The sequence below is a fragment of the Haloplanus rubicundus genome (assembly GCF_003342675.1).
Lineage (GTDB): Archaea > Halobacteriota > Halobacteria > Halobacteriales > Haloferacaceae > Haloplanus > Haloplanus rubicundus.
The window spans coordinates 2,245,725-2,260,583 of sequence record NZ_CP031148.1; the positions used below are offsets into that span (position 1 = coordinate 2,245,725).

The window sequence follows — 14,859 nt, forward strand, 5'->3', positions numbered from 1 at the left end:
TCGTCACACCTCTTCGCGGTCGATTGCGTCGAACCGATCGAGGACGTCGTCGTCGGTCAGCAGCCGCCGGACGCGGCGTTCGAGTCGCTCCGCTCGCTCGGCCACGTCCGTGTACTTCCCGTGTTCCCGGCGTTTCTCGGTGCCCAGTTCGGCTTCGAGCACCGCTCGTTTGGCTTCGGCGCTGAAGTACTCCCCGAGCGTCTCGTACGCGAGAATCCGTCGCTGTTGATCGATGACGGCGCGGATGTCCTCGCGGTCGACCGGCTTACACAGATAGTCGTCGAACGGCATATCGAGGACTTCGATCCCGGGGTCGACGGCGGTGACCATGACGACGCGTCCGTAGTAGTCGCGGTCGACGAGTTCCGACAGCACGTCGTCGCCCGACAGCCCCGGCATGTGCCGGTCCAGCAGGACGATGTCGATGGACGAGTCCTCCACGGCCGAGAGCGCCGCCTCGCCGCTGTAGGCCGTCTCGATATCACAGTGATCACGCAGTCGCAGTGCGTACGCGTCCGCTACTTCCTGCTCGTCGTCGACGACGAGCGTGCGTACGTCCGCCGCGCTGTCGGTTCCGGACATCGGTTTCGGGTACTCACATGGGCGTCGATACTGGATCACCATAACTGATGGCCTTCGTCGAGCGTCGCTATCTGCACTCCTAGAGTCGCGGGTATCGCGCCGTCTGCATACCTAGCCACGCACTCCAGTAGGGAGGGACCGCTTTCCGGTAGTATGTCCGCTCAGTCACCCCCTCGACCGACTCACCGGACGGATCGAACGGACGACGTCTGCCTCTCGGCGGCCGAACTGTTCGACCTCTTCGGGGACGAGTACACCCGGCGCGTGTATCAGGCCGTCACGGCGCAGCCACGAAGCGGCCGCGCCGTCGCCGAGGCGGCGGGCGTCTCACGGGCAACGGCGTATCGCCGCCTCAACGAACTGCGTGATGCGGGGCTCGTCCGGACGGAGACGATGGTCTGTGACGACGGCCACCACAAGGAGCGGTTCGAGGGCGTCGCCACGTCGCTCTCTATCTCCCTCGACGACGGCCTCGAGACGGCGGTCGACGTCGCCGACTGAGAGGGTTCTCCGACGTCGTCGGAGATTCTCGCCGGGGCGTCGCGGCGAGAATCTCTGGACAGGTACGATACCTCTAAGTTCCCTCGCCCAGGGATCGACCCGAGCGTCGGACCGGGACTGTTTCCGACGGTGAAACAGGGGAGCGCCTTCTATTATCGTCGGGCCACACCGTTCTCGTGCCCGTTCCCTCCGACGGGTGATCGGTCGTCACAGCGTGCCTCCACTGACCGCGCGTCCCCCCGCGGATCGGCCCTCCATGGCTGTGGGGTTCGCCTCCTCCGAATCTTCTAACGGATCGAGACCAGCGCGTCGTCGGGACGGTCGTTGTCGCCGCGGAGATGCACGCTCGGTCCCGGCGGGACCGCGTCACCGACGAAATTAAGACTCTCGTGCGGTATCGTCGCATATGATCGGGGTTGGCGAGGAACCGCACTGGATGCCGGTATGAGTCTCGAATCCTACCTTCCCGACCCTGTCCGCTCGCGCTACGCGCTGAAACTGCTCGGCGTCTCGCTGCTCATCGTCCTCCTGATCACGGCGCTCACCACGGTGACCGTGTTCCAGGTGTCCGATCGCGTTCGTGACAACCAGCTTCGGTCGGTCGAGACGAACGCCGAACTCGAAGCGCGTGCGCTCGGCCAGTGGATCGACGGCAAACAGCAGGTGGTGCGGACGCTCTCGAACCACGAGGGGCTGACGCCGGTCGCCGACGACCGAACGCAAGCCACGCTCACGACCGAACTCGACGCGCTCTCCCCGGAGACGGCGTCGCTCTCGATCGTCGAGCGGAGCCCCCACGTACACTCCAACGGGACGACCGAGACCATCGTCGCCAGCACCGACTCGCAGTTCGTTGGCCGGCCGCTGTCGGTGACGGACGCCAACTGGAAACCGACGGTCGGGTTCAACTTCGAGGACACCGACGACGTGATCCTCTCGCTGGTGTATACGGACGGCGACGAAACCTTCGTCGCGCTGGCGTCGCCGATGCCGGACGGGGAACACGTCCTCGTCGCCGAGTACCAGACCAGCGTCCGGGCCGAACGCTTCACCAGCGCGATCAACGGCACCGACACGCTCGTCCTCGGGGGGTACACCGCCTACGTCCTGTTCGACGAGAACGAGTCCGACGGGATTACCCCCTACGAGGGCGACCGGGCGAACACGACCATCGGGCGAACGATCCTTCAGTCCGATCCGACCACCGACATCCACGGGGCCGTGCTCACCGACACGGAGGTGAAAGGGTACTACAGCGTCCCCGGTGAGAAGGTCGACTGGGTGGTCGTCAAGGAAGTGCCGCGCTCGAAGGCCCTGGCGGTGACCGACCGGGTGCAGCGTGACCTCTGGCTGGTGGTCGGCATCGTGATGGCCGGCTTCCTGCTCATCGGCGCCGTCATCCAGCTAGGGCCGATCCGATCGATCAAGCGGCTGTCGAAACAGGGCAACGCCATCGCCGAGGGTAATCTCGGCGTCGATATCGACCGCGGCGATCGAAACGACGAGGTCGGGGAGGTCCAGTCGGCCTTCGACAACATCAGAGCCTACGTCGAGACGATCACCGAACAGGCCGAAGCCCTCTCCCGGCAGTCGTTCGACGACGACGTCTTAGACGCCGACGTTCCCGGTCGCGTCGGCGAGTCGGTCGCGACGATGCACCACGACCTGCAACAGTTCATCACGCGGCTCGACGTCCTCAATCGCATCCTCCGTCACAACCTCCGGAACCAACTCGACGTCATCGACAGCCACGCCGAGGTCCTCGACGAGAGCGAGCATCGAGCGGCGATCCTCGCGGCCACCGAGACGTTGGCGGGGCTGGGCACTCGCGCCCGCCACATCGACCACATCCTCTCGAAGGACCCCCAGCCGACGCGGATCGATCTCGCCGACCGGATCGAGGCGGTGCTGCGTGACGTCGAGACCGACGGCGTTACGATCAGTACCTCGATCCCCGGCGACGCGACGGTGGTTACCGACGCCGAAATCCTCACCACCGTCCTCCGGAGCCCGCTGGAGAACGCGGTCGAATACACCGACTCGGGCGTCGGCGTCTCGGTCGAGTCGACCGATTCGGGCTGTACCATCGAAATCCGTGACGACGGGCCGGGGATCCCCGACTCCGAACTGGAACCGCTGGCGACCGATCAGGAGACCCCGTTACAGCACAGCCGCGGACTCGGTCTCTGGGAACTGAAGTGGGGAGTCGACGAACTCGACGGCGACCTCTCGTTCGTGACCGACGACGGGACGACCGTGGTGATCCGGCTGCCGGATCTCGACTCGACGTGACTGTGGGGACGCGGGCGTCGGCGCCTCGACGTTCGTCGCGTCACACGGCCCGGCGGTCGAGGGGCTCGTCGCCGCGGCGTTCGACGACCTGCACGGGCAGGTCGAGGAGTTGACGACCGATTAGTCGATCAGGGTGTGTCCGGTGCGTCGGCGCTCGACGAACGCCCAGTCGATGTCGACGCCCAACCCCGGGCCGTCGGGGACGGCCATCCGTCCGTCGTCGTCGATCGATTCCGGTTCGCCCTCGAATCCCTGATTCAGAATCCACGTACTCTCGGGGTTGAGAAGGCCGTGCTCGAAGAAGCTCGAGTTGCGAAGCGCGCTCATGAGATGCATGTGTGCCGGGCCGCCGAGCAGGAGTTCCACGTCGGTGCCGAACGCCTCGGCGGCCTCGGCTGTCTTGAGCGCGCCCGTGATCCCGCCGTCCATGTGGGCGCTGGCGCGGACGAGGTCGGTGGACTCGCTGGCGAGACTGTCGACGGCGCCGTACGGCCCGGTCCGGACGTGTTCGAGGCCGAGCATCGGCGTATCGAGCGTCGCGGCGAGATTCTTCGTCGTCCGTTCGCTCACGCCGCCGTCGTGCATCGGGTCCTCGTACCAGAAGAAGTCGAGGTCGTCGAGCGCGCGGCCGACCTGCAGCGCGTCCGCGTAGGTGCGATAGAGGCTGGAACTGTCGATCATCAGCGCCATCTCCGAACCGACGCGGTCGGCGAGGGCCTCGCAGATGGCGACGTCCACGTCCGGACGCACGTCGGGGTGGCCGTGGAACTTGAAGCCGTCGTAGCCGTGGTCCAGACAGTCCTCGGCGTAGTCGGCGAAGGCTTCGGGGCCGTCGAGGCCGCCATTGTCGTCGACGAACATCGTCGAGGCGTAGGTGGGGAGGCTGTCGCGGTACCCACCGAGGAGGGTCGAGACGCTAGCGTCGTGGTGGTTGCCGGCGAGATCCCAGAGCGCCACGTCGACGGCGCCGAGGCCGAAGTGGTCGGTGTGTCTGAGCGCGCGCCAGCAGTCCTGCCAGATGCCCCGCCGTTCGAGGGGGTCGCGGCCGAGCAGGTGCTCCTCGGCGACCATCTTCACCTGTGCGATACTCGGCGGCGTGAACGCGAAACCGCGGTAGTGACCTTCGGTCCCGTCGGCGGTGCGGACGGTGAGGACGAACCCCGGCGGTTCGAGCGTCGAATCGGGGTCGTACACCCAGTTGCCACCGACGGTGCCCGTTCGCTCGACGCGGTAGTCGAACTCGTCGATCTCGATTTCGCTGATGCGCATTCGAACACCGTCGGCGGCGGGAGGCAAAACGGTTGGCCCGACGTGCGCCCGCGCCGACCACCTCCCGACTACTCGGGGCGCGGACGGCTGAGGTTCTGCAGGACGCCGCCGCAGCCGGGACACGCAGTGGGCGACGCCGCGCTACAGAGGCGTTTCCCACACTCCAGACATTCGTAGAGCTGTTCGTCCTGGTTACACGGGGCGGGGTCGGATGGCGTTGGCATATCGTTCATTCGTTGCCGCTGGCGGGTGTTAACTCTTGTCAGGGAGAGTCCCGAAGTTCGGCGTTCGTGGAGTTCGGACGGGACCGTGGCCGACGCCCCGTTTTTTGTTCCGGGCCCGCGTTAGGTGTCGTATGTTCGACAAGCTGCTCTTTCCCACCGACGGGAGCGACGGGGCGACCGCCGTCTTCGATCACGTTCTCGACGTGGCCGAGGCCCACGACGCGACGGTTCACGTCCTCAACGTGGCGGACACGACCCGTGATAGCGTCACGCAGATTCGGGGCCAGGTCGTCGACGCCCTCGAACAGAGTGGCGCCGAGACGGTCCGGGAGGCGGCGACCCGGGGACGCGACCGGGGCGTCCCCATCGTCACCGAGGTGTTACAGGGGGAGCCGTACCGCACCATCGTCGACTACGCCGAGACGTACGATATCGACCTCGTGGTCATGCCGACCCACGGGCGGCGTGGTCTCCAGCGCTTCCTTCTCGGGAGCACGACCGAACGGGTCGTCAGGCGATCGGAGGTGCCCGTGTTGACGATCCGCCCGGACGACGACGTGACCGTCCGGTATCCGTACCGGACGGTTCTGATCCCGACCGACGGAAGCGACCCCGCGAACGCGGCCCTCGATGTCGGCTTCGGCGTGGCGGACGCTGCCGGGGCCGCCGTCCACCTGCTCTCGGTCGTCGACGTGACGAGCCTCGGCGTCGACGTGCGCGCGGACATTCAGGTGGATGCGCTCGAAGAGAGCGCCAACGAAATCGTCGAGACGGCCGCGGAACGGGCGAGTGCGGTCGGGATCGATCCCACCACCGCCGTCGAGTTCGGCGGGTCGATCCCTCGCGTGATCCGGACGTACGTCGCCGACCACGACGTCGACCTCGTGGTCGTCGGCACGCACGGGCGGACGGGGTTCGACCGGTACGTTCTCGGGAGCGTCGCGGAGGCGCTCGTCCGGACGGCGCCGGTGCCGGTGCTGACGGCCCGCGGCCCGGTGTCGGAGTGACGCGTCCGGCGTCGAGCGGCCAATTATCACGCAGTGGAGACTGACGAGAGGATTTATTTCGGCGACCGGTCGATGGCGTCCATGCAGGATTTCGCGGCCGCGTTCGGGCAGGGCGGGCTGAACGAGCACCTGTCCGTCGACGACCTCATGACGGAGTGTGGACTGGACGAGGCGGAAATCGAGTGGCGAAAGGAGTTCGTCGGCTTCGACGAGCGCGACGCCGAGCGACTGTCGGATCTGGAGGGCGTGTTCCGCGCGCACGCCGACGACGTCGCCGACGACTTCTACGACAACCTGACGAGCTACGAGGAGACGGTCGAGGTGATCGACCGCTCGGAGAAGACCGTCGACCAGTTGAAGCGGACGCAGTCGGCCTATCTGATCTCGCTGGCTGCCGGCGACTACGGAATGGACTATTTCCGCAACCGCGCCCGGATCGGGAAGCTCCACGACCTGCTGGAGATGCCGATGAAACAGTACATCGGCCAGTACGGCGTCTACTACGACCTCCTCGTCCCACTCTTGCTGGATCGGATGGAGGAGCGGCTGGCCGACCGGCTGCTGGCGGAGACAGACGCCGACGAGGCGGCCGTCGAGCGGGCCATCGGCGGGACGCGTGACGAGACGGAAGGGGAGTTACTCGCGACCCTCAGAGCCATCAACCTCGACATGCAGGTGGTCGCGGACACCTACATCCACTCGTACAGCCGGAAACTCGAGGAGACGGTCGAGGACCGCGAGCGGCTCATGGCCGACGTCGAGGCGGACCTGGCCGCACCGATCGGGGAGCTACGCGATTCGGTGGAACAGGTGGCGGAGCGCACGACGTCCATCGACGAGCGGACCGACGACCAGGTCGAGTCGATGTCGGAGGTGGCCGGCGAAGTGTCGAACATGAGCGCGACGGTCGAGGAGATCGCGTCGACGGCGGACGAGGTGGCGGCCACGAGCGAGCGCGCGGCGGCCCTGGCTACCGAGGGACAGGAGGCGGCGACGGAGTCCATCGCGGCGATGGAACGGGTGAACGAAGCCTCACGGGACGTGGCGAGCGACGTCGACGCGCTCGAGAGCCGGATCGACGAAATCGACGACGTGGTCGAGGTGATCAACGACATCGCGGATCAGACGAACCTGCTGGCGCTGAACGCGTCCATCGAGGCGGCGCGGGCGGGCGAGAGCGGCGACGGCTTCGCCGTCGTCGCCGACGAGGTGAAGAGCCTCGCCGGCGAGTCACAGCGCCACGCGAGCGACATCGAGGAGATGGTGGGTGACATCAAAGCGGAGACGGCCGAAACTGTCGACAGTCTCGAGGCGACGACCGAAGAGATCGATCGTGGGATGGCACGGATCGAGTCGGCGATGTCGAAACTGGAGGACATCGTCGACGCCGTACAGGACGCCTCGCGCGGCATTCGAGAGGTGTCGGAGGCGACGGACGACGGGGCGGCGTCGACCGAGGAAGTCGCGAGCATGATCGACGGTCTCGTCGACCAGGCCGAACGCGTCTCGGCCGAGGTCGAACGGGTCGCGGAGATCAACGGCACACAGACGGCCAAGATCCGCGACATCGACGAGGCGGTACAGCGCCTCGGCGCCGACTGAACGGCGTCGCTCGGCCTCAATCTTCAAGACCGGCGGCGCCGAACCGGAAGACGTACGCATGTTCGTGGAGGCCGAGACGGCGTGGTAGTCGCCGGTGTCATCCAGCTGTTCGGGGGGGACCCCGTCGTCAACGGCTTCATCGGCGGCGTCGTCATCGCGGCGCTCAACCTGCTGGGGGCGTCGCTCGTCTTCGTCTGGCGCGACCCCTCGGAGCGCGCGCTCGACGGGGCGCTCGGCTTCGCCGCCGGCGTCATGCTCGCGGCTGCCTTCACCAGCCTCATAATCCCCGGTATCGAGACGTACTCGAACGGCAATCCCATTCCCGTCCTGCTGGGCGTGGGACTCGGCGCGCTCTTTCTGGATCGCTCGGACATCCTGATCCCACACGCTCACTACCTCGTCACCGGGCGCCGACGAGCCGACGCCGCGGCGCCGGGGGAGAGCCTCCCCATCGACGACGAACGACTCGCGGGCGTCGTGCTGTTCGTCCTCGCCATCACCCTCCACAACATGCCGGAGGGACTCGCGGTCGGCGTTGGATTCGGGAGCGGTGACCTCGGGACGGCCATCCCGCTGATGCTCGCCATCGGCATCCAGAACGTGCCGGAGGGGTTGGCCGTCTCGGTGGCGGCGATCAACGCCGGCCTCGACCGTCGCGCCTACGCCGTGTTCGCCGGGATTCGGTCGGGCGTCGTCGAGATTCCGCTCGCGGTGCTCGGGGCGTACGCCGTCGGAACGGTGTCCGCGCTCCTGCCGTACGCGATGGGTTTCGCCGCGGGCGCGATGCTCTTCGTCATCAGCGACGAAATCGTTCCCGAGACGCATACGCGGGGCCACGAGCGCGTCGCGACGCTGGGGACGATGCTCGGCGTGATCGTGATGCTGTATCTCGACATCTCACTGGGGTGATAACCGCCGACGCGAACGGTGTTCCCAACGGGTTGGAACGATAGGGGTTCATATATCGCTGGTTCACGTACGACCATATACGATGAGTGGCGGCGGCAACCTCAGGTTCCACTGTCCCGACTGTGGCGAGGACATGTCGGTAAACGAGCCGATGCGAGACGCCTTACTCGACCACGGCTGTGTCGTCTGTGGGACCACGGTGTCGGCGAGTGCGTTCGCCCCCGAGTGAGCGGACACGGTAGCCCTTCCGGCCCGCCACATCGACAGCCTCGTCTTTCCGGCCCGCTTCCGCGGACTGCAGGTGGACAAATATAAACCGTCCCCCCGCCATTCCCCGGCAGACGACACGCATGACCGTCGAGCAACAGACCGCGATGACGGACGCCGAAACCGACGCGCTCCTCGGCCGCCGCGAAACCGGCGTGCTCTCGCTCGCTCGCGACGACGAACCGTACGCGATCCCGATTTCGTACGGCTACGACGCGTCCGAACGGCAGTTCGTCATGCGGCTGGTGTCGACGCCCGGGGGGGAGAAGGAGCGATTCCTCACCGACTCGCCACGGGTCCGGTTCGTCGTGTACGAGGAAGACGGACCGACCTACCGGAGCGTGATCGCGAACGGTCGGCTCGAACTCCTCCCGCGGTCGGCGCTCACGCCGAGCCACGTCGAACGGTTCGGCGCGGCCAAGCGCCCGCTCTTCGAGATGTGGGACCGGGCGAAAGACGAACTCGACGTTCGGCTCTACGAACTCGACCCCGACGAACTGAGCGGGCGTCGGATCGACGTGGACGATAGTAGCGACTGAAAGTCAAACCGGTTTCACGCGCCACTATCGCCCTCCAGAATCGCATCGAGCAGCTTCGTCTGTGCGGCCGCCAGATGCTCCGCGAACGTCGACCGCGAGATGTCGAGTGCGTCGGCAACCTCCCCCGCGTTCGCTCCCTTCGGGCGCTCGAAATACCCCATCCGGTGGGCCGTCTCCAGTACCTCCCGCTGTCGCTCGGTGAGTCGTCCGCGGTCGACGAACACGAGGTCGTTGTCGGGGTGCTCGCCCCGAGACCGGAGCAGCCGCTGGATGTCGACCTGTGGGAACTCCTCCCGGAGCGTCGTGATGATATCGCGTAGCTGGGCCATATCGGCCGCGTGAAAGACCAGAGACAACATCCCGTCGCGCGCGTGGATGTCGACGACGGGGCAGCCGAACTGCTCGACGCACTCGCAGGGACAGCCCTGTCCCCGGCTGCGTGTGAAGCGATAGACGGTTTTCGAGCCGTAGGTGAACACCGACTGCAGCCCCTCGTCGACGTTCGGCGTGTCGGTCGCCGTCTCGTCGAGCATGAACTCCTCGGTGACCGTGCCCGTTCCGTCGGGATCGACGCCTCTGGAGACGGAGAGGGTGGACGTTCCGGCGTCCGCCGCGGCCGTCGCCACGGGACAGGTTCCGTCGGCGTCGACCCGTAGCTCCGCGCGAATCCCCGTTCCCATCGCCAGTCAGGTTCGGGACGAACACGGGTAAGTGTGTCTCTCGCTCCGTCGTGGGGGGAAGGGGTATAAACCACCCACAGTATCGTGGGTGTAGACTGGTTGTGGCCCCGGCCGTTCGTCCGGATAGAACGACGATGGCTATCGCCACTCCACCCCGCGTCGAACGCTCACCCGACGAAACGACAGTCGCCGACGCCGACGAGGTGCAGGCGATTCTGTACGCGCTCCAGGACGACGGCTGCCGGGCCGTTCTCGATGCGACCGGCGAGGCGTCGATGTCCGCGAACGAACTCGCCGATGCCTGCGACCTGCCGCTGTCGACGACGTACCGCAAACTCGACACGCTCACCGAAACCGGACTGCTCGCCGAACGGACCCGGCTCTGCCCCGACGGCAAACACACCAGCGAGTACGTGCGTGCGGTCGACGAGATACTCGTCGACGCCGACGCCGGCTTCGAACTCACCGTCACCCGACGGGACCCCACCGACCGCGACGTACGCTGAGGCCGGCGACGTCCACAGTCGGCCGCCCGGCTCCCACCGCCGAGACGTGCATTCTCACCTACACAATTATGTATGACAGTCCCGACATCTAGAGAGTATGATATCCGAACAGCGACTTCGGAGGATGTACGCCGACATGGTGACGGCGCGGTACTACGAGGAGCGCCTGCAGGAGGAGTATCTGGAGGGTAAACAACCGAAATTCGACATCTCGGCCGGCCCGATTCCCGGCGAACTCCACCTCGCCGCGGGACAGGAGGCGGCCGCCGTCGGCGTCTGTCACCACCTGCGCGACGACGACGTGGTAACGGCCCCGCACCGCCCTCACCACGTCGCCATCGCGAAAGGTGTCGACCTGAATCGGATGACGGCGGAGATATTCGGCCGCGAGACGGGGCTCGGACGGGGGAAGGGCGGTCACATGCACCTGTTCGACCCCGACGTGAACTTCGCGTGTAGCGGCATCATCGCGCAGGGCTGTCCGCCCGCGGCGGGCGCCGGCCTCGCGGCGAAAAAGCGCAACACCGACAGCGTCGCCGTCGCCTACCTCGGCGAGGGCGCCGTGGACCAGGGTGGGTTCCTCGAATCCCTGAACTTCGCCGCCGTCCACGACCTGCCCGTCGTGTTCGTCGTCGAGGACAACGACTGGGCGATCAGCATGCCTCAAGAGCGCGTGACCGACGTGGAGTTCGCCTCGAAGCGCGCCGACGGCTTCGAGATGGCGGGGGTCCACGTCGACCGCGACGACGCCGTCGCCGTCTACGAGGCGGCCGCCGAGGCAGTCGGCCGCGCCCGCGACGGCAACGGTCCCACCGTCCTCTCCGTGCAGGTCCACCGCCGGATGGGACATTTCATGGGCGACCCGCAGAGCTACCGCTCCGACGAGGATCAGGAAGCGGCGATGGACCGCGACTCCATCGAGCGCATGGCGGCCCACCTCCGGGACCACGGCGTCGACGACGAGGCGATGGCCGAGATTCGCGAGGACGCCCACGCCCGCGTCGACGACGCCATCGCGTGGGCGAAAGACCAGCCGAAACCCGACGCCGAGAGCGCCTACGAGGACGTCTTCACCAATCCCCCCTCGGGCGTGACCGACACGGAACCGGAGTTCGACCTCGCGGAGACGGGGGGTGAGGGGGAATGACCGTCGACCGCGAACTGACGATGAGTCGCGCCGTCGTCGAGGCCATCGGGACCGAGATGCGCGAGAACGACGAGGTGTTCTACATGGGCGAGGACGTGGCCGACTACGGCGGCATCTTCGACAGCACCCAGGGGCTCTTGGAGGAGTTCGGCTACGACCGCATCATGGACGTGCCGATCAGCGAGACGGCTTACCTCGGTGCGGCCGTCGGCGCCGCCCAGCAAGGAATGCGCCCCATCGCGGAACTGATGTTCGTCGACTTCTTCGGCGTCGCGATGGATCAGATCTACAACCAGATGGCGAAGAACACCTACATGAGCGGGGGGTCGGTGAGCGTGCCGATGGTCCTGACCACCGCCGTGGGCGGCACCTACAGCGACGCCGCCCAGCACTCCCAGACCCTCTACGGCACCTTCGCGCACCTGCCGGGGATGAAGGTGGTCGTCCCCTCGACGGCCTACGACGCCAAGGGGCTGATGCACAACGCCATCCGCGACGACGACCCGGTGGTCTACATGTACCACAAGCGCCTGATGGGGCTGGGCTGGTTGCCCTCCCCGACGGGGCCGAAGACGCCCGTCCCCGAGGCGGAGTACACCATCCCCTTCGGCCGGGCGGACGTGAAACGCGAGGGCGCCGACGCCACGGTGGTCACCCTCGGCCTGCACGTCCACCGCGCCCTCGACGCGGCGGCGACGCTGGCCGAGGAAGGCATCGATTGCGAGGTGATCGACCTGCGGACGCTCGTGCCGCTGGACCGCGAGACGGTGATCGAGAGCGTCGAGAAGACCGGCCGCCTCGTCGTCGTCGACGAGGACTACCGCTCCTTTGGCCTGACGGGCGAAATCGTCTCCAGCGTCGCCGAGGAGGCGCTCGACGCCCTGGAGGCGGTCGAACGCGTGGCGATGCCCGACGTGCCCATCCCCTACGCCCGCGAACTGGAGACCGAAGTGATGCCCGCCGCGGCCGACATCGAAGCCGCGGTCCGGAACGTCCAATGAGCGAGGGTGACCGCGTGGCTGTCGTCGCCGACGCGCCCGACGACGTCGACGAGGAGGAGGGCGTCGTCGTCAACTGGTTCGCGAAGCCGGGGCGGCGCGTCTCCGCCGGTGAAAGCATCTGCGAGGTGCAGGTGGAGAAGGTGAGTATCGACGTGCCCGCGCCCGTCGACGGCGAACTCGTCGAAATCGTCCGCGACGAGGACGACGAGTTCACCATCGGCGACACGCTGGCGTGGATCCAGCCGGAGGGGTGAGCGTGGGGGACCAGCCCGCCCCGCGGACCCTCCGCGAGGAGCGTCGGCCGAGTCCGATGCGGCGGACCATCGCGGACCGGCTGGGGAAGAGCTACCGCGAGGCCGTCCACGTGACCGTCAGCCGCGAGGTGGACGCCGGGGCGCTGGTCGCGGCCGCCGACGCCGCGGGCGTCTCGCTCGTCGACGTCCTCGTTCGCGCGCTCTCGGACGCCCTCGACGCCCACCCGGCATTCAACGCCACGTTCGAGGACGGCACCCACCGGATCTACGAGGAGCACAACGTCGGCATCGCCGTCGCCATCGAGGACGGACTGGTCGCGCCGGTCGTCGCCGACGTGCGGGGGCGCGATCCGAACGACATCGCCGCCGAGCGCGAGCGCCTGTCCGAGGCCGTCCGATCGGGCGACTACGCGATGGCCGACCTCCGTGGGGGGACGTTCACCGTCTCGAATCTCGGTCCCCTCGGCGTCGACGGGTTCACGCCGATCATCAACCCGCCGGAGGTTGCCATCCTCGGCGTGAGCCGGGTTCGGAAGCGAGCACGACCGGCGGGCGTGGAACGACGTTCCACGGAGAGTCGGCCGGAGGCCGACGACGGCGTGGCGTTCCGCGAGACGCTCCCCCTCGATCTGAGCTTCGATCACCGGGTCGTCGACGGCGCCGACGCCGCCCGCTTCCTCGGGACGCTGGCGGAACGGATCGAAGACGCCGAGGCGTCCGTCTAGGGCGTCCGCTATCGGTGCACGTTTGCCGGGGGGCCGAGTAGCGCCGGCCGATGACCCTCGCCACCGGGGTGTGGTACGCCGCCGTCGTCGCCGGATCGGCGGCCGTCGTCTGGAAGGGAAGCGGCCTCCTCGACCGCGCGAGCGAGCGGCTGGCGGGACATTACGGGTTGCCGCCCATCGTCCGCGGGGCCATCGTCGCCGCCGTCGGATCGAGCATGCCCGAACTGTCGAGTACCGTCCTCGCGACGCTCCTGCACGGTCAGTTCGACCTCGGCGTCGGCGCCATCGTCGGCTCGGCCGTCTTCAACATCCTCGTGATTCCGGCCGCGAGCGCCCTCTCCCGCGGGCGCGAACTCGAAGCGAGCCGGACGCTCGTCTACAAGGAAGCGCAGTTCTACATGCTCGCGGTGTCGGTCCTCCTGTTGACCTTCGCCTTCGCCGTCATCTACGATCCGGCGGGGAACGGGCGACTCGTCGGGACGATGACGCGGCCGCTCGCGTTCGTCCCCGTCGCCCTCTACGGCCTCTACGTCTTCATCCAGTATCAGGACCTCTCGGAGTACGACGGCGAACCGGTCGAGTCGGTCGCGGTCGGGCGACGGTGGCTGGAACTGTGCGTCGGACTCGTCCTCATCGTCGTCGCCGTCGAGGGGCTGGTCCGGGCGGCCATCGGCCTCGGCGACCTGCTCGATACGCCCAGCTTCGTCTGGGGGCTCGTCGTCGTCGCCGCGGGGACGAGCCTCCCCGACCTGTTCGTGAGCCTCCGGGCCGCGTCGGAAGGGCCGGATGGCGGGGTGACGAGCCTCGCCAACGTCCTCGGGAGCAACACGTTCGACCTGCTCGTGGCCGTCCCCGCAGGCGTGTTGATCGTCGGGACGACGACCGTCGACTTCGCCGCCGCCGTTCCGATGATGGCCTGTCTGACCGTCGCGACGCTCGTCCTGTTCACCTTGCTCCGGACCGACCTGTCGCTCACCGACCGGGAGGCCTACGTCTTGCTCGCGGCCTACGTCGCCTTCGTCGGCTGGGTCGCGCTCGAAACCGTCGGCGCGGTGGGGCTACTCCCCGTCGCCTGACGACTTTGATCGCGACCGGCGGAGCGCCCACAGCACGAGGAAGACGCCCTCGATCCGAGCGGCCGTGTAGACCCACGGGCGGAGCGATACGTCGTCGCTGGTCGCGAGGTTCATCCAGAAGTCGACGACGCTGCGGGGCCGGAGCAGTTCGAGGAGGCCCAGTACGAACGCGGCGAGACGGAGGAGCATACCGAAACCGACGGCAGCGATGGACTTAACTTTTGTTGGATTGTCAATAGTATCGGCAGAAGAACCGTTCCTGCTACCTGGGAACCAGG

General features: G+C 67.3%; 18 protein-coding genes. 13 read left to right on the forward strand and 5 right to left on the reverse strand.

The annotated features are described in order from the left end of the window. Positions 1-3 precede the first annotated feature (3 nt). Positions 4-582: a response regulator transcription factor gene (locus tag DU484_RS12515; protein WP_114606787.1), complete on the reverse strand. Its 579-nt coding sequence runs from the start codon at positions 580-582 to the stop codon at positions 4-6. 153 nt (positions 583-735) lie between these two features. Here DU484_RS12515 and DU484_RS12520 point away from each other — a divergent pair, with 153 nt between their 5' ends. Next, the gene (locus DU484_RS12520; RefSeq protein ID WP_114586317.1) at positions 736-1,083 is read left to right on the forward strand and encodes an ArsR/SmtB family transcription factor; all 348 of its coding nucleotides are present in this window, start codon (positions 736-738) and stop codon (positions 1,081-1,083) included. Between the two features lie 444 nt (positions 1,084-1,527). Further along, positions 1,528-3,375, forward strand: coding sequence for a sensor histidine kinase (locus DU484_RS12525; RefSeq protein WP_114606090.1), 1,848 nt, complete (start codon positions 1,528-1,530; stop codon positions 3,373-3,375). Between the two features lie 120 nt (positions 3,376-3,495). Here the strand turns inward: DU484_RS12525 and DU484_RS12530 are convergent, their stop codons facing one another. Together DU484_RS12530 and DU484_RS12535 are read right to left on the reverse strand one after the other, a co-directional pair. Beyond that, entirely contained in the window at positions 3,496-4,644 is a 1,149-nt protein-coding gene (locus DU484_RS12530; protein WP_114606091.1) for an enolase C-terminal domain-like protein, read from the reverse strand. Positions 4,645-4,712: 68 nt separating this feature from the next. Beyond that, the gene (locus DU484_RS12535; RefSeq protein ID WP_114587263.1) at positions 4,713-4,868 is read right to left on the reverse strand and encodes a rubrerythrin-like domain-containing protein; all 156 of its coding nucleotides are present in this window, start codon (positions 4,866-4,868) and stop codon (positions 4,713-4,715) included. A 131-nt stretch (positions 4,869-4,999) separates the two neighbouring features. Here DU484_RS12535 and DU484_RS12540 point away from each other — a divergent pair, with 131 nt between their 5' ends. The 5 genes from DU484_RS12540 to DU484_RS12555 all read left to right on the forward strand — a co-directional run bounded on the left by DU484_RS12540 (position 5,000) and on the right by DU484_RS12555 (position 9,192). After that, on the forward strand, positions 5,000-5,875 hold the full coding sequence (locus DU484_RS12540; RefSeq protein ID WP_114586320.1) for a universal stress protein: 876 nt from the start codon (positions 5,000-5,002) through the stop codon (positions 5,873-5,875). 81 nt (positions 5,876-5,956) lie between these two features. Next, entirely contained in the window at positions 5,957-7,477 is a 1,521-nt protein-coding gene (locus tag DU484_RS12545; RefSeq protein ID WP_114586321.1) for a globin-coupled sensor protein, read from the forward strand. Between the two features lie 81 nt (positions 7,478-7,558). Then, the gene (locus DU484_RS12550; protein ID WP_114586322.1) at positions 7,559-8,386 is read left to right on the forward strand and encodes a ZIP family metal transporter; all 828 of its coding nucleotides are present in this window, start codon (positions 7,559-7,561) and stop codon (positions 8,384-8,386) included. Positions 8,387-8,468: 82 nt separating this feature from the next. Continuing rightward, positions 8,469-8,615, forward strand: a complete 147-nt coding sequence (locus DU484_RS20025; RefSeq protein WP_187347701.1) for a DUF7560 family zinc ribbon protein — start codon at positions 8,469-8,471, stop codon at positions 8,613-8,615. A 121-nt stretch (positions 8,616-8,736) separates the two neighbouring features. After that, positions 8,737-9,192: a pyridoxamine 5'-phosphate oxidase family protein gene (locus DU484_RS12555; protein ID WP_114606092.1), complete on the forward strand. Its 456-nt coding sequence runs from the start codon at positions 8,737-8,739 to the stop codon at positions 9,190-9,192. 14 nt (positions 9,193-9,206) lie between these two features. Here DU484_RS12555 and DU484_RS12560 read toward each other — a convergent pair whose 3' ends face one another. Beyond that, positions 9,207-9,872 carry a helix-turn-helix domain-containing protein gene (locus DU484_RS12560; protein ID WP_114586324.1) on the reverse strand — a complete coding sequence of 222 codons (666 nt, stop codon included), beginning with the start codon at positions 9,870-9,872 and terminating at the stop codon, positions 9,207-9,209. 134 nt (positions 9,873-10,006) lie between these two features. On the opposite strand from DU484_RS12560, the gene DU484_RS12565 reads away from it, so the two are divergent. From DU484_RS12565 to DU484_RS12590, 6 genes are all read left to right on the forward strand, one after another. Beyond that, positions 10,007-10,378: a winged helix-turn-helix domain-containing protein gene (locus DU484_RS12565; RefSeq protein WP_114586325.1), complete on the forward strand. Its 372-nt coding sequence runs from the start codon at positions 10,007-10,009 to the stop codon at positions 10,376-10,378. A 124-nt stretch (positions 10,379-10,502) separates the two neighbouring features. Beyond that, complete coding sequence (locus tag DU484_RS12570; protein ID WP_114606093.1) at positions 10,503-11,525, forward strand: thiamine pyrophosphate-dependent dehydrogenase E1 component subunit alpha; 1,023 nt, start codon at positions 10,503-10,505, stop codon at positions 11,523-11,525. Then, entirely contained in the window at positions 11,522-12,526 is a 1,005-nt protein-coding gene (locus tag DU484_RS12575) for an alpha-ketoacid dehydrogenase subunit beta (protein WP_114586327.1), read from the forward strand. The genes DU484_RS12570 and DU484_RS12575 overlap by 4 nt, the downstream gene beginning before the upstream one ends. Next, the gene (locus DU484_RS12580) at positions 12,523-12,780 is read left to right on the forward strand and encodes a lipoyl domain-containing protein (protein ID WP_114606094.1); all 258 of its coding nucleotides are present in this window, start codon (positions 12,523-12,525) and stop codon (positions 12,778-12,780) included. The genes DU484_RS12575 and DU484_RS12580 overlap by 4 nt, the downstream gene beginning before the upstream one ends. Before the next feature lie 2 nt (positions 12,781-12,782). Continuing rightward, positions 12,783-13,505 (forward strand): 2-oxo acid dehydrogenase subunit E2, encoded by a 723-nt coding sequence (locus DU484_RS12585; protein WP_316043092.1) that lies wholly within the window; start codon positions 12,783-12,785, stop codon positions 13,503-13,505. 50 nt (positions 13,506-13,555) lie between these two features. Continuing rightward, complete coding sequence (locus tag DU484_RS12590; protein ID WP_114606095.1) at positions 13,556-14,581, forward strand: sodium:calcium antiporter; 1,026 nt, start codon at positions 13,556-13,558, stop codon at positions 14,579-14,581. On the opposite strand, the gene DU484_RS12595 is transcribed toward DU484_RS12590, so the two are convergent. After that, a complete protein-coding gene (locus DU484_RS12595; RefSeq protein ID WP_114606096.1) occupies positions 14,564-14,770 on the reverse strand; it encodes a hypothetical protein in 207 nt (68 codons plus the stop codon). The genes DU484_RS12590 and DU484_RS12595 overlap by 18 nt on opposite strands. Between the last annotated feature and the right edge of the window lie 89 nt (positions 14,771-14,859).